Annotated in this window: 18 protein-coding genes; 8 read left to right on the top strand and 10 right to left on the bottom strand. The window is 67.6% G+C overall.

The genetic code is table 11. From position 1 onward, the window contains the following. Positions 1-10 precede the first annotated feature (10 nt). The gene (locus CFB39_RS23865; RefSeq protein ID WP_089427692.1) at positions 11-748 is read right to left on the bottom strand and encodes a helix-turn-helix transcriptional regulator; all 738 of its coding nucleotides are present in this window, start codon (positions 746-748) and stop codon (positions 11-13) included. A gap of 120 nt (positions 749-868) precedes the next feature. Between CFB39_RS23865 and CFB39_RS23860 the strand changes: the two genes are divergently transcribed. From CFB39_RS23860 to pcaG, 3 genes are all read left to right on the top strand, one after another. Then, positions 869-1,435: a YiiX/YebB-like N1pC/P60 family cysteine hydrolase gene (locus tag CFB39_RS23860; RefSeq protein WP_089474686.1), complete on the top strand. Its 567-nt coding sequence runs from the start codon at positions 869-871 to the stop codon at positions 1,433-1,435. Positions 1,436-1,708: 273 nt separating this feature from the next. Further along, complete coding sequence (gene pcaH, locus CFB39_RS23855) at positions 1,709-2,416, top strand: protocatechuate 3,4-dioxygenase subunit beta (protein WP_059683235.1); 708 nt, start codon at positions 1,709-1,711, stop codon at positions 2,414-2,416. 3 nt (positions 2,417-2,419) lie between these two features. After that, positions 2,420-3,013: a protocatechuate 3,4-dioxygenase subunit alpha gene (gene pcaG / locus CFB39_RS23850; protein ID WP_011355460.1), complete on the top strand. Its 594-nt coding sequence runs from the start codon at positions 2,420-2,422 to the stop codon at positions 3,011-3,013. A gap of 457 nt (positions 3,014-3,470) precedes the next feature. Here pcaG and CFB39_RS23845 read toward each other — a convergent pair whose 3' ends face one another. Further along, positions 3,471-4,250, bottom strand: coding sequence for a helix-turn-helix domain-containing protein (locus CFB39_RS23845; RefSeq protein WP_089427695.1), 780 nt, complete (start codon positions 4,248-4,250; stop codon positions 3,471-3,473). Positions 4,251-4,392: 142 nt separating this feature from the next. Here CFB39_RS23845 and CFB39_RS23840 point away from each other — a divergent pair, with 142 nt between their 5' ends. After that, positions 4,393-5,172, top strand: a complete 780-nt coding sequence (locus CFB39_RS23840) for an alpha/beta fold hydrolase (RefSeq protein ID WP_089474685.1) — start codon at positions 4,393-4,395, stop codon at positions 5,170-5,172. 38 nt (positions 5,173-5,210) lie between these two features. On the opposite strand, the gene CFB39_RS23835 is transcribed toward CFB39_RS23840, so the two are convergent. The 8 genes from CFB39_RS23835 to CFB39_RS23800 all read right to left on the bottom strand — a co-directional run bounded on the left by CFB39_RS23835 (position 5,211) and on the right by CFB39_RS23800 (position 14,552). After that, positions 5,211-6,038 (bottom strand): M55 family metallopeptidase, encoded by an 828-nt coding sequence (locus tag CFB39_RS23835; protein WP_089474684.1) that lies wholly within the window; start codon positions 6,036-6,038, stop codon positions 5,211-5,213. Beyond that, positions 6,035-7,117 carry a P1 family peptidase gene (locus CFB39_RS23830; protein WP_089474683.1) on the bottom strand — a complete coding sequence of 361 codons (1,083 nt, stop codon included), beginning with the start codon at positions 7,115-7,117 and terminating at the stop codon, positions 6,035-6,037. Before CFB39_RS23830 ends, CFB39_RS23835 begins: the two co-directional genes overlap by 4 nt. Then, positions 7,117-8,010 (bottom strand): glutathione ABC transporter permease GsiD, encoded by an 894-nt coding sequence (gsiD, locus tag CFB39_RS23825; RefSeq protein ID WP_089427699.1) that lies wholly within the window; start codon positions 8,008-8,010, stop codon positions 7,117-7,119. Before gsiD ends, CFB39_RS23830 begins: the two co-directional genes overlap by 1 nt. 7 nt (positions 8,011-8,017) lie before the next feature. Beyond that, on the bottom strand, positions 8,018-8,938 hold the full coding sequence (gene gsiC, locus CFB39_RS23820; protein ID WP_089427700.1) for a glutathione ABC transporter permease GsiC: 921 nt from the start codon (positions 8,936-8,938) through the stop codon (positions 8,018-8,020). A 79-nt stretch (positions 8,939-9,017) separates the two neighbouring features. Then, entirely contained in the window at positions 9,018-10,580 is a 1,563-nt protein-coding gene (gsiB, locus tag CFB39_RS23815; protein WP_089474682.1) for a glutathione ABC transporter substrate-binding protein GsiB, read from the bottom strand. A gap of 95 nt (positions 10,581-10,675) precedes the next feature. Further along, complete coding sequence (locus CFB39_RS23810) at positions 10,676-12,583, bottom strand: dipeptide ABC transporter ATP-binding protein (RefSeq protein WP_089474681.1); 1,908 nt, start codon at positions 12,581-12,583, stop codon at positions 10,676-10,678. A 29-nt stretch (positions 12,584-12,612) separates the two neighbouring features. Then, positions 12,613-13,611 (bottom strand): isoaspartyl peptidase/L-asparaginase family protein, encoded by a 999-nt coding sequence (locus CFB39_RS23805; RefSeq protein WP_089474680.1) that lies wholly within the window; start codon positions 13,609-13,611, stop codon positions 12,613-12,615. Then, positions 13,608-14,552, bottom strand: a complete 945-nt coding sequence (locus CFB39_RS23800) for a MurR/RpiR family transcriptional regulator (RefSeq protein WP_089474679.1) — start codon at positions 14,550-14,552, stop codon at positions 13,608-13,610. The genes CFB39_RS23805 and CFB39_RS23800 overlap by 4 nt, the downstream gene beginning before the upstream one ends. A gap of 468 nt (positions 14,553-15,020) precedes the next feature. Here CFB39_RS23800 and CFB39_RS23795 point away from each other — a divergent pair, with 468 nt between their 5' ends. From CFB39_RS23795 to CFB39_RS23780, 4 genes are all read left to right on the top strand, one after another. After that, complete coding sequence (locus CFB39_RS23795; RefSeq protein ID WP_089474678.1) at positions 15,021-16,292, top strand: MFS transporter; 1,272 nt, start codon at positions 15,021-15,023, stop codon at positions 16,290-16,292. A gap of 27 nt (positions 16,293-16,319) precedes the next feature. Then, positions 16,320-18,740 carry a glycoside hydrolase family 31 protein gene (locus CFB39_RS23790; RefSeq protein WP_089474677.1) on the top strand — a complete coding sequence of 807 codons (2,421 nt, stop codon included), beginning with the start codon at positions 16,320-16,322 and terminating at the stop codon, positions 18,738-18,740. A 111-nt stretch (positions 18,741-18,851) separates the two neighbouring features. Then, positions 18,852-20,039 carry a porin gene (locus CFB39_RS23785; RefSeq protein ID WP_089474676.1) on the top strand — a complete coding sequence of 396 codons (1,188 nt, stop codon included), beginning with the start codon at positions 18,852-18,854 and terminating at the stop codon, positions 20,037-20,039. A gap of 319 nt (positions 20,040-20,358) precedes the next feature. After that, a complete protein-coding gene (locus CFB39_RS23780) occupies positions 20,359-22,380 on the top strand; it encodes a BCCT family transporter (protein ID WP_089474675.1) in 2,022 nt (673 codons plus the stop codon). Positions 22,381-22,414 lie beyond the last annotated feature (34 nt).

Below are 22,414 nucleotides of genomic sequence, written 5' to 3'. Positions count from 1 at the left end.
ACGTCACGCGTCACGCGTTGCGCCGCAGTGCCTGGAAACCGGCCGGCTCCCACATCCGCTTCGCGATCAGCAAGCTGGTGCCGCGCTTCTGCGCGAGCGGTGCCGACGACGATTCCGCATGCAGCGCGGCCGCCTTGCTGCGCAGCCGGCGCAATTCCAGTTCGAGCTCGGCGGAAGCAGCCTCCGTCAGCATCCCCTGCGAGAACGTCATCGTCTCGCCTTCGCCGTCGAAGCGGCTGTCGAGGAAATCGCCGAGCGCGTGCGCATGAAAGTAACGGCGGATCGGTCCGCCCGGCAGCCAGTCGAAATCGCGCGCGACGCGCACGCGAATCCGGTCGCCCGGCAACAGCGCGACGACGTTCATCCGGTCGAGCATCAGCAGGTATTTCACGCACTCGGCCTTCGTCACCTGATAGGCCGACACGATGTCCTGCACCGTCCAGTAGTTGATCGCGCAGACGGCGACGAGCAGCAGCTTGTCGTCGGACACGAGCAGCGCCTCCTGCTGCTCGGTCAGCACGTGCAGCCTCGGCGCCGACGCGGACGCCTCCTGCACGAGCTCGGCCAGCGTATAGCCGAGCAGCTGGGCGATCTCCACGACGCGCTCCAGCGTGAAGCGGCCGCTGGCGAACAGCCGCTTCACGCTGGTCTCGGAAACGTCGAGCGCACGTGCGACGTCGCGGTAGGTCATGCCCTGCGCCTTCAACTGGCGCTTCAGCATGTCGATGAGTTGGGCGGTTTCGGTCATTTTGGTATCGAAAAGTGATGCTCAAGGTCAGATATTAGGCTACCTGTGCGCGCTGATGAACATATTCGGATACTTGTCTGCATAATCCGCTCCGTGCTGTCACTGAACGACGGAGCCGACATGACCACCCGAACCGACACCGCTGCCTACGAATCGCATCACCCCGCCCCGCGCGACGCCCGCGACACGGATCGCACGATGCCGCTCGCCACGGTCCGCACGCTGGCCGCCAGCGCGCACGTCGGGGATCTCGTGTTCATCCGCGTGCCGGCGAATGCGCCGCGCGACGCGGCAGGCGCGACGGGTGCGTGGGCCAATCGCTTCGGCATCGTCGTCGACACGTCGGGCGACGAACCCGTGATCGCCGAATCCGCGTTGGCGTGGACGAAGCTCACGCCACTGTCCCGCTTCGTCGCCCGTACCGACGGCGGACGCATCGCGCTGGCCCGTCGCGTCGCGGCGCCGAGCGCCGATGCGCAGCGCCAGGTGCACGCAACCGCCGAACAACGGATCGACGCACTGCTCGGCAACCGCTTCAACCTGCGGACGCGGCGCGGGTTCTGCGCGCGCTACGTGAGCGACGTACTCGGTGCCGACCGGGACGCGACGCCGGCCGCACTGCTGCGCAGCGGCACGCTGTCACTCGAATTCGACGGGATCGTGTTCGATCCCGGCCGCCCGTCATAACAGGCGCTCAGGGAGACCGGATAACAACAAGAACGACAATACAAAAAAGCAGTGACGGGCTGGCTGGAGGGCCGTGCACGGGGTCGTCACCGACGACGCGAAGCCCGATCGCTTTTTCCGCCGGACAGGATGCCTGTCCGGCGGAATTTTCATGGGTGCGTCGAATATAACAAACAGTTATGCGATTCGCTAAAAAAGGTCATTTTGCATAACTTTCCGGATTGGCTACAGTCGTGCCATCCACTTCGCGAAATACCTATCAGGAGACGCCCGATGGATTCCCCCACGATCCTCACGCCGCGCGACTGGCCGTCGCATCCGGCCTATATCCACCCCGAGTACCGTTCGTCGGTGAAGCGCGGCCCGACGCGCCCGCTGATCCCGCTGAAGGAGAAGCTCCGCGACCAGTACGCGCCCGTCTACGGCGCCGAAGATCTCGGCGCGCTCGACCATGACCTGACGAAGAACGCCGTGAAGAACGGCGAGCCGCTCGGCGAACGCATGGTCGTCACGGGCCGCGTGCTCGACGAAGGCGGCAAGCCCGTGCGCAACACGCTCGTCGAGGTTTGGCAGGCGAACGCAGCCGGCCGCTACGTGCACAAGGTCGACCAGCACGACGCGCCGCTCGACCCGAACTTCCTCGGTGCCGGCCGTTGCCTGACCGACGACGAAGGCCGCTACCGCTTCCTGACGATCAAGCCCGGCGCATACCCGTGGGGCAACCATCCGAACGCGTGGCGCCCGAATCACATCCACTTCTCGCTGTTCGGCGATTACTTCGGCTCGCGTCTCGTCACGCAGATGTACTTCCCCGGCGACCCGCTGCTCGCGTACGACCCGATCTTCCAGGGCACGCCCGAGGCCGCGCGCGATCGCCTGATCTCGCGCTTCTCGATGGACATCACCGAAGAAGGCTATGCGCTCGGCTACGAATTCGACATCGTGCTGCGCGGCCGCGACGCCACCCCGATGGAGCGCTGAACCATGACGACGCTGAAGCAAACCCCTTCGCAGACGGTCGGCCCGTACTTCGCGTACGGCCTGTGCCCGCAGCAATACGACTACGACCTGAAGAGCCTGTTCACGCCGACGATCGCCGCGGCACACGCGGAAGGCGAACACGTGCTGCTGGTCGGCCAGGTGTTCGACGGTGACGGCAACGTCGTCGGCGACGCAGTGCTCGAGTTCACGCAGGTGGACGGCGCGGGCCGCTACCCCGCGTCGCGCGACGACATCGCGAAATCCGGCTTCACGGGCTTCGCGCGGGTCGGTACCGGCACCGATGCGCAGCAGCGCTTCGTCGTCGAGACGGTGAAGCCGGGCCGCCTCGCCGCCGACGAAGCGCCGCACATCAACGTGACCGTGATGATGCGCGGGATCCTCACCCACGCATTCACGCGCGTGTACTTCGACGACGAAGCCGCCGCGAACGCAGCCGACCCCGTGCTGAACGCGGTGCCGGCCGAACGCCGCGCGACGCTCGTCGCGAAACGCGACGCGCAGCCGGGCCGCCCGGTCGTCTACCGCTTCGACATCCGCATGCAGGGGCCGGACGAAACCGTGTTCTTCGACGTGTGACGCGCGGCCGGCGCACGCCGGCTTAGCCCGCTACCGCACCGCCGCGTGGCGCGATACCGACAGGCATCGCGCCACGCGGCGTTTTTCATGGTCCGTCATCATCATTCGATGCTGCGGCGCAGCGTGCCATATCGCGGGTGCCGACGGCCTTGCCACGGGCCTCCCGCCGCTGTATCGAACGCGCGATTGAGACGCATGCTGCGATAGCACACAAGTCGTTCGTCCGACACGATATCGTTTGCGCGTTACGCGGCGTATTCTTCGCTATCCGCAACGCTTCAATGAGATTGAATCGGAATAGGAAACAATTACGCATGTCATGCGCGACACCGCCCGGCAGGCCGTGCGCGCATTTTTTCTGACCGAGTGCCTTGAAACGCGTCTGACCGAAGTTGGCAGGCGCGTATTTTTTTGCGGCAACCGGCACACCGACGTGGCATGCGCCACTTCGTTCCGGTCAGCGCCGAATCTCCAGATAGCGGCTCGGCGTATCACCCAGAATGCGGCGAAACGCCGACGTGAACGCGCTTGCGCTCGCATACCCGAGATCGAGCGCGACCCGCGTCACCGGCTGCCCGTCGCTCAGGCGCGCGATCGCCGCGAGCATGCACACCTGCTGGCGCCATACGGCAAAACTCACGCCCGTCTGCGCACGGAACTGCCGCGTGAACGTCCGGCGGCTCAAGCCCGCGTCCGCGGCCACCTGGTCGAGATCGGCCGCGATCGACGGCGACGCGAGCAGGTGCCGGCACACCTTCGCCAGCCGTGCGTCGGCCGGCAGCGGCGCATGCAGCGACAGGCGCGGCATCGTCGCGATTTCCGCGACCAGCAGCGCCATCAGCTTGCCCGCGCGCCCGTCGACGTCGTACAGGGCCGGCAAGTCGATCGCATCGTCGATCAGTTGCCGCAGCAGCGCCGATACGCCATACACACCGCACTGCTCGGGCAGGCCCGCCTCCTGCGCGGCGGCGCCGGACACGAACGTGTTGAGCATCGTGACCGGCCCGGTCATCGTCATTTCGTGCCGCACGCCGGCCGGCACCCAGCACGCGCGCTGCGGCGGCACCAGCCAGCGCCCGTGCGGCGTCGACACGCTGATCGTGCCACGCGACGCGAACGCGAATTGCCCGCGCCCGTGCGCGTGTTCCGGAAACGTCGTGCCCGCCGCATAGTCGTTCGCGGTCACGACCACGCTCCGGGGAATGTTTTCGTAGGGATCTAGCAGCGTATTTCTCACGGCCCGAATTCCATCATCAATGACCCGATATCGAAGGCGGGTCTCCTTCGCGCGATCTACGATCCGCTCCACCCTTGCGCGACCTGACGGCCGCAAGACCCGTCGGCCTGATCGGCCGGATTACCACTGCATCGGAGCGGACATGCCGAATACGTTTCATCGCGTGGGGGACGGCCCCCACCCTGTTCTTGTACTGCCCGGCTGGTTCGGCGACGCCCACGCGTTCGAACCCGTCGAAGCGTGGCTGTCGCGCAAGCACTTCAGCTATGTATTCATGGACTACCGAGGCTACGGCCGGATGCGCGACGCAGCGGGCTACTTCACGATCGACGAGATCGCCGCCGACGCGCTCGCGCTGGCCGATACACTCGATTTCGCGACCTTCAGCATCGTCGGCCATTCGATGGGCGCGATGGCGGCCGAGAAAGTCGCCGTCATCGCGCCCGGGCGTGTGCGCGCGCTGGTACCGGTCACGCCCGTGCCTTGCGGCGGCCTGCCGTTCGACGCGGAGAAACGTGCGCTATTCGAGCGCGCCGCCGACCACGTCGCCAATCGCCGGACCATCATCGATCGCAGCACCGGCGGCCGGCTGCCCGCATCCTGGGTCGAGTGGAAAGCCGCGTATTCGGCAGCCCGTTCGTCGCCGCCGGCGTTCGGCGCGTACTTCCGCGCGTGGGCCGATACGGATTTCGGCGACGAGATCGCCGGCATCCATCCGGTGAAAGTACTGATCGGCGAGCACGATCCGGCGTTCGACGCGGCACTGATGGCCCGCACCTACCTGCGGCGTTATCCGCTCGCCACCGTCGACGTGCTGCGCAATGCCGGCCACTACCCGATGAACGAGACGCCGCTCGCGCTGGTCGCGGCGATGGAAGCGTTCCTGCTCGCCGTGACGGCGAACCCCGTCGGCAACCCCTGACGACGCGCGACGCGCAAGGAGCATGGCGGTCATGCGCATCACCGCAGCATGAACGACATCGCCGACAAGCTGTTCAGCGTGCGCACCACATGCTCGACCGAAGGCCCGTCGAAGCGCAGCGTCACCGCATCGACGCGCTCCAGCGACGGCAGCACGCAGAACAGGTCGGCCTGCGCCGCCGTCTGCACGCGCAGCGTGCACGCGGCCGGCGCGGGCCGGTGGGCGCCGGCGCGTACGCCTGCCGACAGTGCGTGCGCAACCGCTTCGCGCGCCGCCGCTGCGATCCGCGCACATGACGCGGCGGGCGTGAGCGTATCGCCGCTCGACGCGCCGCCGGCCGTCTTGACCGTCTCGAAATGCGCATCCGGAAACAGCGGCTGCGTTTCCTCCGCGAACACGTCGTCGCCCGTGGCCAGCGCGACGTGCGCGCCGTATTCGCGCGCCAGCGCACCGTACAGCCCGGCTTCGCCGAGTTCGACGCCGTTCAGCCATACCTGCGTAAACGCAAAGCTGTTGATCGTGTGCGCGAGCACGCCGCGCGTCTGCGATTTCGCGTGATAGCCGATCATGAACACGAGATCGGGCTGCTGCTCGAGGCCCGTCATCATCCCGAGCGTGCGCGGCTTGCCGAGGACGACACGCGCACGCGCATCGAGCCCGTCGGGCAGCAGGTTGCGGAAACCGCCGTGCGAATCGTTGACCCACACCGCCTGCGCGCCGCCCATGAACGCGCCTTCGATCGCCGCGTTCGCCTCGGCGGTCATCCAGCGGCGCGCCCGCTCGTATTCCGGATTGCCGGCGCGCGTCTGCTCGATGGCGAATACGCCGGCGACACCTTCGATGTCGGTCGAAATCAGGATCTTCATGACTGGGTAAGACGTCCTTCGTGGCCTTCGTTGAACAGGCGATCGAGATCGGGCACCGCATCGCGCAGCGATTGCCGCACGTGGCCGTCGCGCCCGGCCACCGTCACGGCCTGCAGCAGCGCGTCGGCGATCGCATGCTCGACGCTTTCGGCCGCGGCCATGAACAGCGGATCGAGCGCCGCATCGGCGACGAGGGCCGGCAGCGCGAGGGTCGATGCGTCGTGCGCGATCGTGTAGGCGGTGGAGAATGCGAGCGCGATGTCGCCGCTGCCGTGCCCGTAGACCGAGCCCGTGCGGGCCAGCCCCGCCCCGGCGCGGCGCGCGAGCCGCGACAGTTGCCGCGCATCGAGCGGCGCGTCGGTCGCCAGCAACAGGATGATCGATCCTTGCTCCGGCGGCGCCGCATGCGCGGCCCCGGCCGCGCGCCGTTGCGCGACGATGCGTCCGACCGGCACGCCGCCGAGCGTCAGCATCGGCAGCCGGCCGAAATTCGCGAGCACGAGTGCGCCGACCGTGTAGGGCCGCCCGGCCGCAACGGCAACGCGCGATGCCGAACCGATCCCGCCCTTCAGGTCGAAGCTCGACATCCCGCGCCCCGCGCCCACCGCGCCGCGTGCGACGTCACGCGATGCCGCGCGGCACGCGTCGTCGTAATGCGCGGCCGTGACCGCGAACGCCTGGATATCGTTCAGATAGCCGTCATTGCACTCGAACACGAGCGGGTTGACGGTCGACCAGTCGCGGCCGACCTGCGGATTCGCCGCGATCGCCGCACGTATCTGCGCCTGCGCGAGCGCGCCGACGCCGAACGTATTGGTCAGCGCGATCGGCGTCTCGAGCGTGCCGAGTTCGTCGACCTGCACGAGCCCGACACTCTTGCCGAAGCCGTTGATCACCGCCGCCCCGGCCGGCACCTTGCTGCGGTACACGTCGCCCGGATGCGGCTTCACGACGGTCACGCCCGTTTGCACGTTGCCCGCATCGAGCGTGCAATGGCCAACCGTCACGCCCGGCACGTCGGCGATCGTGCCGCGCGGCCCGGCCGGCAGCGTCGCCGTCCACATCGGTGCATCGCGCATCAGCGGCGCTCCAGCTTCGGATCGAGCGCGTCGCGCAGCCCGTCGCCGAGCAGGTTGAACGCGAGCACGGTCAGGAAGATCGCCAGGCTCGGGAAGATCGCGATGTGCGGCGCCGTCACCATGTCCGCGCGCGCCTCGTTGAGCATCGCGCCCCACTCCGGCGTCGGCGGCTGCGCGCCGAGCCCGAGGAACGACAGGCTCGCGGCCGTGATGATCGACGTGCCGATCCGCATCGTGAAGTAGACGACGACCGACGATACGGTGCCCGGCAGGATGTGCCGCATGATGATCGTCCAGTCCGACGCGCCGATGCTGCGCGCGGCCTCGACGTAGGTCATGTGCTTGAGCATCAGCGTGTTGCCGCGCACGAGCCGCGCGAACGCCGGGATGCTGAAGATCGCGACCGCGCAGATCACGTTGACCATCCCGTTGCCGAGGATCGCCACCACGCCGATCGCGAGCAGGATGCCCGGGAACGCGAACAGCACGTCGGCCACGCGCATCGTGATGCGATCCCACCAGCCTTCGTAGTAGCCGGCGAGCAGCCCGAAGAACGTGCCGATCACCGCGCCGAGCGCGACCGAGAAGAAGCCGGCCGCGAGCGAGATGCGCGTGCCCGTGATGATCCGGCTGAAGATGTCGCGGCCGAGCGAGTCGACGCCGAACCAGTGCACGGCCGACGGCCCCGCGTTCAGCGCGTCGTAGTCGAAATAGTTCTCCGGATCGAACGGCACGATGTGCGGGCCGACGAACGCCAGCACGACGAGCGCCAGCACGAAGCCGCCCGCGACGAGCGCGACGGTCTGCTTGCGGAACTTGCGCCAGAATTCGCGCCACGGCGTGCGGATCGCGGCGGGTGCGGCCGGCGCCGCGGTCTGGACTGTCGCGTTCATTTGCGCCTCACTTGAACCGGATGGTCGGGTTGATGACCGCGTACAGCACGTCGACGGTCAGGTTGATCAGGATGAACTCGAGCGAAAACAGCAACACGATCGCCTGGATCACCGGGTAGTCGCGCATCGTTACCGCGTCGACGAGCAGGCGGCCGAGCCCCGGCCAGTTGAACACGACCTCGACGACGATCGAGCCGCCGAGCAGGAAGCCGAACTGCAGCCCCATCATCGTGACGACCGGAATCATCGCGTTGCGCAGGCAGTGCTTGAGCACCACCATCGGCTCGTGCACGCCTTTCGCACGCGCGGTGCGCACGAAATCCTCGTTCAGCACCTCGACGAACGACGCCCGCGTGAAGCGCGCCATCACGGCCGCGACCGCGGCGCCGAGCGTCAGCGACGGCAGCACGTAGCTCTTCCACGAACCGTCCGGCACGACCGGCAGCCAGCCGAGCTTCACCGAGAAGACTTCCATCAGCAGCATGCCGAGCGCGAACGCGGGAAACGAGATGCCCGACACCGCGAGCGTCATGCCGAGGCGATCCGGCCAGCGGTTGCGCCATACCGCCGACGCGATGCCGATCGCCATCCCGAAGGCCGTCGCCCACACCATGCTGACGAGCGTCAGCATCAGCGTCGGCATGAAGCGCTCGCCGATCTCGGTCGAGACCGGCCGCTTGCTGCGCGTCGACATGCCGAAGTCGCCGTGCGCGATCTTCGTGAAGAAGTTCACGAACTGCGCGGGCAGCGGCCGGTCGAGCCCGAGATCGGCACGCACGAGCGCGATCGTCGCGTCGTCGGCTTCAGGGCCGGCCGCGAGCCGCGCCGGGTCGCCCGGCAGCAGGTGGACGAACAGGAACACCAGCACCGCGACGATCGCGAGCGTGGGCAGCAGGCCGAACAGGCGTTTGACGAGAAAATTCAGCATGGGGCACCGATCGAATCAGCGTGCCGGCGGCTCGCGCCGCCGGCACCGCATGGCGGACGAGCCGCCGTCATCACCACTGTCATTTCAGCGAGATTTCGTCGAAGTTGAACGAGCCGTCCGGCATCACGTACGCGCCCTGCAACCGCTTGCTGCGCGCATACACGATCTTCTCCTGCACGAGGAAGATCCACGGTGCGTCGGTCCAGATCTGCTTCTGCGCATCGGCGTAGAGGTCGGTCTTCTTCGCGCGATCGACCGTCTCGAGCGCCTTCGTCAGATTGCCGTCGACCGTGTCGTTCTTGTAGTACGCGGTGTTGACGAGCTTCGGCGGCGCCGACGCGCCGGCGAGCAGCGGCGTGATCGCCCAGTTCGCTTCGCCGGTCGACGACGACCAGCCGATGTAGTACATCCGCACCGGCGCCTTCGCCGGATCCGGCGCGCTCTCGACCTTCGCGACGCGCTCGCCGGCCTCCAGCGCCTGCACCTGCACCTTCACGCCGACCTGCGCGAGCTGCTGCTGCACGAACTGGATCGCCTTCTGCGACGTCGAGTTGTTATACGCGGACCACAGCGTCGTCTCGAAGCCATTCGGATAGCCGGCCTCCTTCAGCAGCGCGCGCGCCTTCGCCGGGTCGTACGGCCACGGGCCCAGCTTCGTCGCATAGTCGACGCCCTGCGGCACCACGCCGGTGGACGGCGTCGCGAAGCCGGAGAACGCAACCTTCGCGAGCGCTTCCTTGTTCACCGCGTAGTTCAGCGCCTGGCGCACCTTCGGGTTGTCGAACGGCTTCTGCAGCATGTTCAGCGACACGTAGCGCTGCACGATCGACGGCCGCTCCACGATGTCGACCTTCGGGTTGCCCTTCAGGTCGACCGCCTGCTCGAACGGGATGCGGAACGCGAAATCGGCTTCGCCCGTCTTGATCAGCGCGGCACGCGTGTTGTTGTCGACCACCGGCTTCCAGTCGATCGCGTCGATCTTCGGATAGCCCTTCTTCCAGTAGCCGGCGAACTTCTTCACCTTCAGGTCGTCGGTCTGCTTCCATTCGACGAACTCGAACGGGCCGGTGCCGACCGGATGCAGCGCGATGTCGCGGCCCCACTTCTTCAGCGCGGCCGGCGAGATCATCACGGCCGACGGGTGCGCGAGCGTGTTGATCAGCGCCGAGAACGGCTCGCGCAGCGTGATCTTCACCGTGTACGGATCGACCACTTCGGTCTTCTCGATCACGCGGAACATGTTGTAGCGCTTCAGGTGGTTCGCGGGATCGGTCACGCGGTCGAAGTTCGCCTTCACGGCCGCCGCGTTGAAATCGGTGCCGTCATGGAACTTCACGCCCTGGCGCAGCTTGATCGTGTACGTCTTCGCATCGGGGCTCGCGTCGTAGCTCGTCGCCAGCACGTTGACGAGCTTCATGTCCTTGTCGAAGCCGAACAGCCCCTGGTAGAACGACTTGACGACGGCCTGCGACACCGTGTCGTTCGCGTCGTACGGGTCCATCGTCGTGAACGTCGAATCCACCGCCATCACCGCGGTCTGCTGCGCGAACGCGGGCACCGCGGCCGACAGCGCGAACGCGCCGGCAAGCGCGACGAAACACGCGCGCGGACGAAACATCGTGAACGGATGCTGCTTGGTCATGTTGCTGGGCTCCTATCGGTGAATCGGTGACGCCTCACGGGCGTTTCGGTTTCGACTTCCTGCACGCTCGCGCATCGCCATGGCGACGCATTGCTTCAGTACGCGCCGCCGACGCGATGCGTCGCGACGTAATGATCGGGGCCGACCGCGACGAGCGGTGCGACGACCGGGTCGTCGCCGACCGCGCGGATCGGGCTCGGGATTTCGTCCGCCGCCAGCTGGCGCGGCGCGTGCCTGCGTGCCGGATCGGCCACCGGCACCGCGCTCATCAGCTTCTTCGTGTACGGGTGCTGCGGCGCCTCGAACACCGCGCGGCGCGGGCCGATCTCGACGATCTGGCCGAGGTACATCACCGCGACGCGATGGCTGATGCGCTCGACCACCGCCATGTCGTGCGAGATGAACAGGTACGCAACGCCGAGCTCGCGCTGCAGGTCGAGCATCAGGTTGACGATCTGCGCCTGCACCGACACGTCGAGCGCCGACACCGATTCGTCGGCGATCACGACCTTCGGGTTCAGCGCGAGCGCGCGCGCGATCGCGATCCGCTGGCGCTGGCCGCCGGAGAATTCATGCGGATAGCGGCGCGCGGCCTCGGGCGGCAGGCCGACCTTGTCGAGCAGCCAGTCGACGCGCGCCTGCGCTTCGCGGCCGCTCGCGACGCCGTGCACCAGCAGCGGCTCCATGATCGAGAAACCCACGGTCAGGCGCGGGTTCAGCGACGCGAAAGGATCCTGGAAGATGAACTGGATGTTCCGGCGCAGCGCCTGCAGGTCCGGGCCTTTCAGCGCACTGATGTCGCGGCCGTCGAATTCGATCGAGCCGCTCTGCGATTCGACGAGGCGCAGCAGCGAGCGGCCGGTGGTCGACTTGCCGCAGCCCGATTCGCCGACCAGCGCGAGTGTCTCGCCCGCGCGCAGTTCGAAGCTCACCCGTTCCACCGCATGCACGTATTGCGACACGCGGCCGAACACGCCGCTCTTCACCGGGAAGCGCGTCACGAGATCGCGCACGCGCAGGATCGGAGACGCGGACTGATCGACGGGCCGCTGCGCAGCGTCGTTCGCCGCGGGTGCGGGCGACGCAGCCGGTGCTGCCGTGCTCGCGCCCTCCACCTTCAGCAGCGGGAATTTCTCGGGCGCATCGGTGCCCTGCATCGAGCCGAGTTTCGGCACGGCCGCGAGCAACGCGCGCGTGTAGCGATGCTCAGGCGCCGCGAAGATGCGGTCCGACTCGCCCTCCTCGACCTTCTCGCCGCGATACATCACGAGCACGCGGTCGGCCACTTCGGCCACCACGCCCATGTCGTGCGTGATGAAGATCACGCCCATGTTCATCTCGTCCTGCAGCCCGCGCACCAGTTGCAGGATCTGCGCCTGGATCGTCACGTCGAGCGCGGTCGTCGGCTCGTCGGCGATCAGCAGCGACGGCCGGCACGACAGCGCCATCGCGATCATCACCCGCTGCCGCATCCCGCCCGACAACTGGTGCGGATAGCGCGCGAACACGCGGCGCGCTTCCGGGATGCGCACGAGTTCGAGCAGCCGTAGCGTTTCCGCGCGTGCTTCCGACAGGCTTTTCGACTGGTGCAGCGCGATCGCCTCGCTGATCTGGTCGCCGACCGTGAACACCGGGTTCAGCGACGTCATCGGCTCCTGGAAGATCATCGCGATATCCGCGCCGCGAATGCCGCGCATCGTCGCGCCGCTGGCCTGCGCGAGATCGACAATCGCGCCCCCGCGCCGGCGGAACGCGATCCGGCCGTTCGTGATCGCGCCGCCGCCGTGCTCGACGAGCCGCATCAGCGCAAGCGACGTAACCGACTTGCCCGAGCCCGATTCGCCGACGATCGCGAGCGTCTCGCCGCGGTCGACGTGAAACGACACGTTGCGTACCGCGTCGAACGTCGCGCCTTCGCGGCGGAACGTGACCGACAGGTCGTCGACGGCCACCACGCGCTGCTCGGGCAGCACCAGGCCGGACGGGTTACGGCTCGAAGTCATCGTGGGTCTCCTCCTCGTGCGGGCCGGAATCAGGCCGTGTCGTCGTCGCGATAGATGCCGACCACCGGCGCTTCACCGACGCGCGCATAGCCGCGGTACATCCCTTCGGTGTTGAACGGCATCGCGACGTTGCCCTGCGCATCGACCGCGATGATCCCGCCGCGGCCCGCGAGGCGCGGCAGCTTGTTCATCACGACGTCGTGCGCGGCCTCGGCGAGCGATGCGCCGCGATACGCGATCTGCGCGGCCACGTCATGCGCGGTCGCGAGCCGGATGAACATCTCGCCGGTACCCGTCGACGACACCGCGCAGGTTGCGTCGTCCGCATAGCAGCCCGCGCCGATGATCGGCGAATCGCCGACACGCCCCGGCTGCTTGTTCGTGATGCCGCCCGTCGAAGTCGCCGCCGCGATGTGGCCGTGCTGGTCGCATGCGACCGCGCCGACCGTGCCGTGCTTGCGGTCCGGATCGAGCGGTTCGGCCGGCTGCTGCGAGGGTGATGCGCCGAACGTGAACGTCGCCGCGTCGTGGTCGAGCATGGCGCCCGCCGCTGCGCGCGCCTTGACCCACTGCGCGTGACGCGCCTCGGTGTGGAAGTAGTCCGGTTCCGCGAGTTCGAGCCCCTGCGCGGCCGCGAACGCATCGGCGCCCTCACCGGCGAACAGCACGTGCTCGCTGGCTTCCATCACGCGCCGCGCGGCCAGCACCGGATTGCGCACGCGCGTCGCGCAGCAGATTGCGCCGGCGCCAAGCGTCGCGCCATCCATCACCGCCGCGTCGAGTTCGTGCTTGCCCTCCGCCGTATAGACGGCGCCGCGTCCTGCGTTGAACAGCGGACAATCCTCGAGCATCCGCACCGCGACGGTGACGGCGTCGAGCGCGCTGCCGCCGTCGGCCAGCACCTGCTGCGCGGCCGTCAGGATGGCGGTCAGTTCGGCACGGTACTGACGTTCGGTGTCGGAATCCATCGCCTCGCGCAGGATCGTGCCTGCGCCGCCGTGAATCGCAACGATCGCGGGTGAAGTCATGTTTTTTTCGGACGGTGAGTAGAAGGGTTGGCGGCCGGCAGCGTCGCTTGCGGCTGGACGAGCCACGGCAGCAGGAATTCGGTCATCTCGGCCGCGGATTTCGCGGACCGGTGCGTGCGCAGCGCGACCGCGTCGATCAGCGCCTCGATCATCGCGAGCACGGCCGCTTCCGACGTCGCCGCGAAGCGCCGTTCGGCCTTGACGTACAGGTTCAGCGACGCGATCGGCGCAAGCGGCGATTGCGGGCCGTCGGAGATGCCCAGCACGCGCGCACCGCGCGCCGCCGCGCGACGGGCCAGTTCGATGGTGTCCTTCACGTAGCGCGGAAACGCGAGCGCGATCACGAGATCGCGCGAGTCGGCCGTGTACAGCCGCCGCGCCGCGTGCGACGGGCCGCCGAGCAGCGCGAGCGATTGCACGTTGTCATGGCAGACGGACAGCCCGTGCTCCATCAGCCCGGTGAGAAACGCGCTCGACCCCGCGCCGAGAATCAGCACGCGCCGCGCGCCGACGATCGCCTCGACCGCGGCCTCGACATCGGCTGCGTCCAGTTGCGCACGCGTGTTCTCGATGTTCGCGACGGCCTGGTCGAATACCGCATCGATCCACGCGGCGCCGCGTACGCCGGACTCCTGCTCCTGCGCGGAACGCAGCCGCTCGACCGGCCCGAGCGTCGCCTCGAAGCCACGCACGAGCGCCGCGCGCATCGCCGGATAGCCGTCGAAACCGAGCGCCTTCGCGAAGCGGTTCGCGGTCGCGATCGACGCATTCACGGCCTGCGCGAGTTCGTCGATGCGCATCGTCGCCGCGCGGAACGGATTCGCGAGCACGAACTCGCCCATGCGGCGGTGGATCGGCGTCATCAACGGCATCGCCGACGCGATCCGCTCGGCGATCGCGGGTTCGTCGTGACTGGCGTCGGGCGGAACGAGAGGCGTCATGCGAAGGGTTGTTGCAAGGATGATGAAAATGAATTTACACAACTCCCGTCTCGAAAAGAAATAAATTTTCATCAGGGTTGTCACGTCCCGCCCCACGCCTTTTCGATCACCCGATGCGTGCACTGCCCCGCCGCACGGGCCTTCGCGCGTGATCGCCGTGCGTTGCCACGCACGCCGCGTGGCCGCGTTCCTCGGGAAAACCCCGAGTAAGTTCGTTCGAATGCATTTTCACGTTGACCGGATTCGAATTCGAACATAGGATGCTCGAAAATGATCAGTCGTCAGATAACATCGCAGCTCGATGACGACAAAATGTTCGTTCGAATACCGTATTTTCGATATAGGCGGGCATGAACCGCTCCCATCAAGATCGGACATCGTACGAATAAAACGAATAAGCCATCCCGGGCGGATGGCCCTTACGGATCGGCGGGCGCTGTACGCCCGCCCCTCTGACAGGAGACAGCAGTGAAGACAGTCAAGGCGTTGCGCTGGTGGATCATCGTGCTCGTATGTCTCGGCACGATCCTCAACTACCTCGCACGGAATTCCCTCGCGGTGCTCGCCCCCGAGCTGAAGCAGGTCTTTTCGATCTCGACGCAGCAGTATTCGTACATCGTCGGCGCGTTCCAGATCGGTTACACGATCATGCAGCCCGTGTGCGGCTTCGTCGTCGACCTGATCGGGCTGCGGCTCGGGTTCGCGCTGTTCGCGATGCTGTGGTCGGTGGTCGGCGTCGCGCACGGCTTCGCGTCGGGCTGGCTGTCGCTCGGCATCCTGCGCGGCTTTCTCGGCCTGTTCGAAGCCGCCGCGATCCCATCGGGGATGAAGGCGGTCGCCGAATGGTTTCCCGATCGCGAGAAATCCGTCGCGGTCGGCTATTTCAACGCGGGCACGTCGCTCGGCGCCGCGATCGCACCGCCGCTCGTCGTGTTCCTGTCGATGCGGTTCGGCTGGCAGGCCGCGTTCATGGCCACCGGCGCGCTCGGCTTCGTGTGGGCCGCGCTCTGGTACGCGCAGTACCGCTCGCCGGCCGATCATCCGCGCATCACGCCGCAGGAGCGCGCGCTGATCCGCGACGGCCAGGCGACGATGCCGCCCGTGTCGAAGCGTCGTATTCGCGACGTCGTCACCGCGCGGCGCTTCTGGGCCATCGCGCTGCCGCGCTTCTTCGCCGAACCCGCGTGGCAGACCTTCAGCTTCTGGATTCCGCTCTATCTCGCGACCGAGCGCCACATGGAACTCAAGCAGATCGCGATCTTCGCGTGGATGCCGTTTCTCGCGGCCGACCTCGGCGGCATCGCGGGCGGCTACCTGTCGCCGTATCTCGCGAAACGGTTCAAGCTGCCGCTCGTGTGGTCGCGCGTTGCCGGCGTCGCGCTCGGCGCGGTGCTGATGCTCGGTCCCGCGATGATCGGGCTCGTCGCGTCGCCGTACATGGCCATCGCGCTGTTCTGCGTCGGCGGCTTCGCGCACCAGATGATCTCCGCACTCGTCAACACGCTGTCGGCCGACGTGTTCGATCCCGAGGAAGTCGGCACCGCGAGCGGCTTCGCCGGAATGGCCGCGTGGATCGGCGGCCTCGGCTTCTCGCTGCTGGTCGGCGCGCTCGCCGACAAGATCGGCTATGCGCCGCTGTTCGCGTGCCTCGGCCTGTTCGACATCATCGGCGTCACGCTGCTCGCGGTGCTGATCCGCGGGCAGTCGAAGCAGGAACGCCTGCTCGCCCGGCACGCCTGACCTTCGCCCTTACCAGGAATCGCATTCATGACTTCGCTTCTTCATCCGCCCGTGTTCCGCGTCGCCGGCCAGCACGCGAACCGTGTGCTGCTCGCGTCCGAGGCGGGCGCAACCGTCGAGATCTTCGTGCTCGAGGAGGACATCGTACGGGTGCGCGTGCTGCCCGACGCGACGGCACGCAACCCGCGCACGTGGTCGATCGCACCGGGCCTCGAGGACGTACCGCTCGACGGGCGCGACCGCCTCGACCTGAGCGGCTTCGCGCTGCCCTCCTTTACCCTCGTCGAAGACGATGACAGCGTGTGCATCGAGACCGTACAGATCCGGCTCGCGGTGCACAGGCAAGGCGGCCATTGCACGTGGTCGATGCGCGACCCGGACGGCACATGGCGCGTCGCACTCGCCGACCGTGCCACGCAGGCGTACAACTTCGGCTGGTGGGACGATCGCGCGTATCACTACGTCGCCCGCGAGCGCGGCGACAAGGTGTTCGGCCTCGGCGAACGCGCGGGCGACCTCGACCGCACCGGCGCGCGCTTCGAGATGCGCAACATCGACGCGATGGGCTACAGCGCGAAGCACACCGACCCGCTGTACAAGCACATTCCGTTCTACATCACCTGGTCGCCCGCAGCGTGCCAGGGGTTCGGGCTGTTCTACGACACGCTGTCGGACTGCGCGTTCGACATGGGCCGCGAGCTCGACAACTATCACGGCCCGTACCGCTATTTCGTCGCCGAGCACGGCGATCTCGACTACTACTTCATCGCGTCGCCCGACACGCCGCTCGCGGCCGCGCGGCGCTTCACCTGGCTCACCGGGCGCCCCGCGCGCACGCCGAAATGGGGGCTCGGCTACTCGGGCTCGACGATGCGCTACACCGATGCGCCGGACGCGCAGCAGCAGATGAACCAGTTCGTCGAGCAATGCGACACGCACGACATCCTGTGCGATTCGTTCCACCTGTCGTCGGGCTATACATCGATCGGCGCGAAGCGCTACGTGTTCAACTGGAACCGCGACAAGTTTCCCGACGCGAAGGGCTTCGTGAAGCATTACCGCGACCACGGCATCCGTCTGTGCGCGAACATCAAGCCGTGCCTGCTGCGCGACCATCCCGCATTCGAAGAGGCGGCCAGGCGCGGGCTGCTGATCCGCTCGGCGTCCGGCGAGCCCGCATGGGTGCAGTTCTGGGACGAAGTCGGCGCGTATCTCGACTTCACGCAGCCCGACGCGTATCGCTGGTGGCGCGAGCAGGTCACGTCGGCGCTGCTCGAATACGGGATCGAGTCGACCTGGAACGACAACAACGAGTACGAGATCTGGTCGCCCGACGCGATCGCGCACGGCTTCGGCCAGCCGTATCCCGTGCGTGAAGCGAAGGTGCTGCAGACGATGCTGATGATGCGCGCGTCGCGCGACGCGCAGCGCGCGCATGCGCCGGCGCGGCGGCCGTTCCTCGTGTCGCGCTCCGGCGGCGCCGGCATGCAGCGCTACGTGCAGACCTGGTCCGGCGACAACTATACGTCGTGGGAAACCCTGCGCTACAACCTGAAGATGGGCCTCGGGCTCGCGCTGTCGGGCGTGTCGAACATCGGTCACGACATCGGCGGCTTCTCCGGGCCCGCGCCGTCGCCGGAACTGCTGCTGCGCTGGGTGCAGTTCGGCCTCTTCATGCCGCGCTTCAGCATCCACTCGTGGAACGACGACGGCACCGTCAACGAACCGTGGATGTATCCGGAGATCACCGCGCGGATCGCGTCGCTGATCAAGCAGCGCTACCGGCTGCTGCCCTACCTCTATCACCTGCTGTGGCTGTCGACGACGCGCTACGAGCCCGTGCTGCGGCCGACCTTCGCCGATTTCCCCGGCGACGCACGCTGCTACGACGAATGTGACGACATGATGCTCGGCGACGCGCTGCTCGTCGCGCCGGTCGTCGATCCCGGCCTGACGGCGCGCACCGTCTACCTGCCGTCGGGCGCGCGCTGGATGTGCTGCGCGAGCGCGCAAGCGTTCGACGGCGGCGCGAACGTGACGCTGCCCGCGCCGCTCGACACGCCGGTGATGCTGTTGCGCGAGGGCCGCGTGCTGCCGCTGAACGTTGCGGAACAGCATTTCGGCGCGCGTGCCGACACGCGCGGCTTCCTCGTCGCGCCGCGCATCGAGGACGGTGTCGCGTCCGGCGAATGCGTCGAGGACGATGGCGAGACGGAAGCATGGCGCGAAGGCGAATACGGGCTGTGGCGCATCGAGACCGGCCGCGAAGCGTCGGGCGCGTTCGGCGTATCGGTGCGCTGGGACGGCCGCCCGGCACGCCCGGCCGACCGCGTCGAGATCCTGTTGCCCGCGTCGCTGCAAGGCCCGGTCGCCGTGCGCGGCGCGCGCGTCGAGCAGGATGCGCAGGACGGCGCGTGGCGCCGGCTCGTCGTCGCACTCGACAGCTGAACCGCGTCACCCGCGCAAGACGGGCCGTTCACGCGGCCCGCCGCCCGCCACAGAGGAGGCGACCGAGCCTCCCGCCCACCTTGAAAAGATGATGAGATCTGGAGATCGTCAATGAAAGCACCCGTCAATCGCTATGCAATCCTGACTTTATCGGCCGCATTGCTCGGCACGACCGCCGCCCACGCGCAGAGCAGCGTGACGCTGTACGGCGTCGTCGACGATTCGCTCGCGTACGTGAACAACCAGCAGGGCCACTCGAACGTCTACATGCGCGACGGCAACCTGTATGCGTCGAAGTTCGGGCTGCGCGGCGACGAGGATCTCGGCGGCGGCACGCATGCGATCTTCGACCTGCAGTCCGGCTTCAACCTGAACAACGGCGCGCAATCCGCCGCCGGCCTGATCTTCAATCGCCAGGCTTTCGTCGGCCTGCGCAACGATCACTACGGCACGATGACGGCCGGCCGCCAGTACACGCCCTACTTCCTGTTCGTCGGCCCGTACGCGTCGAGCAGCTGGCTGACCGGCGCGACGGGCGCGCATCCGGGTGACATCGACGGCCTCGACACGACGACACGCGTGAACAACTCGGTCACCTATACGTCGCCGACCTTCGCCGGGCTGACCGCCAGCGCGATGTATGCATTCGGCGGCATTGCCGGCGCGACCGGCAAGGGCAACACGTTCAGCGCCGCGCTGCGTTATGCGAACGGGCCGATCGGCGTCGCGGCCGGCTACCTGCGCATCAACAGCTCGGGCTCGTCGGCGGGCTTCCTGAATCCGGCGACTGCCGCGTCGGGCAGCTTCGCGGTGTCGGTGCTGAACCAGGGCTACCTGACCGCGAGGGCCGTCGAGCAGGTCGCGGCGGCCGGCAACTACACGCTCGGCGACCTGACGATGGGCCTCAACTATTCCAACGTGAAGTACCTGCCCGGCAACGGCTCGGCGTTCACGGACACGGCCGTGTTCAACACCTACGGCGCGCTCGCCGCGTATCGCTTCACGCCGACATTCTCGGTGGCCGGCGCGTTCGCGTACACGCTCGCGTCGAAGGCGAACGGCATCAACAGTGCGGCCCGCTACCAGCAGTATTCGCTGAAGGAGTCGTACAGCCTGTCGAAGCGCACGACGCTCTATGCGCTGCAGGCGTACACGCATTCGAGCGGGCAGACGCTCGGTGCGCAAGGCGCGGGCCACGTGATCGACGCGGCGCCGATCGTCGGCGATTCGCAGCAGCTCACGCCATCGACGACGCACGGCCAGTTCGTCGGCATGGCCGGCATCGCCGTCACGTTCTGAACCCTCGCGGCAGCGCTTTCGGCACGCTGCCCCTGCCCCGGACGACACGCGCATTTCCCGCATTCCACGCGCGCCGTCCGGGCGCCCGATATACGTCCGCCACGACGTTCGCAGCGCCCCGTCCGCCCGCCGGGCGAACCTCCCGGGTTTTCTCGATCTTCTCAATACCTTACAATTCGTCAGGTTTATCTCTTCTGCATGCCCCTTCTTGCAGTCCTGACACCGCGGTACACTCGACGCACGCCGTATCAGGGTCCGACGCGCGACACGCGCGCCGGGCGGCGTCGCGCCTCGTTGCGCCCACAACTGGATGCCAGCCATGCCAGATTCCCGTCCCTCGCCCCGCACGACGTTCAAGCCGCAGGTCGTCCTGCCCGCGCTCGCGGTCATCGGCGCGCTGCTCGTCGTGTGCGCGCTGCACCCGAGCGAAGCCGGCGCGCTGTTCTCCGCCGGCCAGCAATGGGTCATCGCACGCTTCGACTGGTTCTACGTGCTCGCCGTCACCGGCTTCCTCGTGTTTCTCGTGCTGATCGCCGCCAGCGACTTCGGCAACATCCGGCTCGGCCCCGACGACGCCGAACCCGAATTCAGCTTCGTGTCGTGGACAGCGATGCTGTTCGCGGCCGGCATGGGCATCGGCCTCATGTATTTCGGCGTCGGCGAGCCGATGCAGCACTTCCTGAAGCCGCCGACCGTCGACCCCGGCACGCCCGCCGCCGCGCGCGAGGCGATGCTGATGACGTTCTTCCACTGGGGCTTCCACGCGTGGGCGATCTATGGGCTGATGGGGCTCGTGCTCGCGTACTTCGGCTTCCGCTACAACCTGCCGCTGACGCTGCGCTCGGGGCTGTATCCGGTGCTGCGCGAGCGCATCAACGGCTGGATCGGCCACACGGTCGATGCGTTCGCGCTGGTCGGCACGGTCGCCGGCATCGCGACGACGCTCGGCTACGGCGTGATGCAGATCAGCGCCGGCCTGCACACGGTCGTGGGCTGGGACACCAGCGGCAACGCGTTCCGCATCGGGCTCGTCGTGCTGGTCGTGCTGCTCGCGGGTGCTTCCGCCGCGAGTGGCCTCGACAAGGGCGTGCGGCGGCTGTCCGAGCTGAACCTGCTGCTCGCGTTCCTGTTGCTCGCGTTCGTGGTCGTCGCGGGACCCACGTCGTTCCTGCTGCGCGCGCTCGGCGACAACATCGGCCAGTACCTGTCGCATCTCGTCGACCTGTCGTTCCGCACCTATGCGTACGCGTCGCCGCGCGAGGAAGGCTGGTTCGGCGGCTGGACGATCCTCTACTGGGCCTGGTGGGTGTCGTGGTCGCCGTTCGTCGGCATGTTCATCGCGCGCATCTCGCGCGGCCGCACGATCCGTCAGTTCGTGATCGGCGTGCTGCTCGTGCCGACCGCGTTCAACCTCGTGTGGATGACCGTGTTCGGCAACAGCGCGATCTGGCTCGATACGCACGGCGCGGCCGGCGCGCTCGCGCAGACGGCCACCAACGTCGACGCGCTGCTGTTCCGTTTCTTCGACTTCCTGCCGCTGTCGCAAGGACTGTCGATCGTCGCGATCGTGCTGATCGCGGTGTTCTTCGTCACGTCCGCCGATTCCGGCGCGTTCGTGCTCGACCAGATCGCGACGCGCGGCAACGCGCACTCGCCCGTGTGGCAACGGCTGTTCTGGGCCGCGCTGCTCGGCGTGACGGCCGCGGTGCTGCTCGTCGCTGGCGGCCTGGGCGCGTTGCAGGCGATGACGCTGATCGCCGCGCTTCCGGTGGCGATCATCATGCTCGCGCTCTGCTACGGGCTGTGGCGCGGGCTCGCGGCCGACCGCGTGCACTATTCTCAGGACATCGCGCCCGCGACGAGCTTCTGGACCGGCCAGCACTGGCGCCACCGCCTGACGCACATCCTGCGGCAGACGACCGAAGCCGAAGCGCGCCAGTTCGTCGCCGAGACGGTCGAGCCCGCGTTGCGCAAGGTCGCCGACGAGCTGCGCGCGAGCGGCGTCGATGCGAACGTGCAGCGCGACAGCGACGATGCCGTGCGGCTCACCGTGCCGACCGCCGACCACCGCGATTTCGTGTACGGCGTGCGCGTGACGGTGAAATCCGCCGCCGCGTTCCTGGTGCGCGAGGCAGCCGAGCCGGAAGCGGAACGGGCCCACGTGTACGGGATCGTCACGTTCTTCGAGGATGGGCGGCTCGGCTACGACGTCGAATACCTGCGCGGCGACGAAGTGATTGCCGATGTGCTGCGCCAGTACGAACGCTACGTGTCGCTCGCGGCCGACAAGCGCACGCATCTGCTGAGCCGCGCGCCGGGGCATGCGACGGAGGCCGAATGAGCTCCGCCCTTGCCACGCCGTGGCGGTTCGCCAT

This window comes from Burkholderia sp. AU6039 (assembly GCF_002223365.1).
Lineage (GTDB): Bacteria > Pseudomonadota > Gammaproteobacteria > Burkholderiales > Burkholderiaceae > Burkholderia.
The sequence above is the reverse complement of the archived record's forward strand: the minus strand, read 5'-3'. Positions and strand labels throughout refer to the sequence as shown.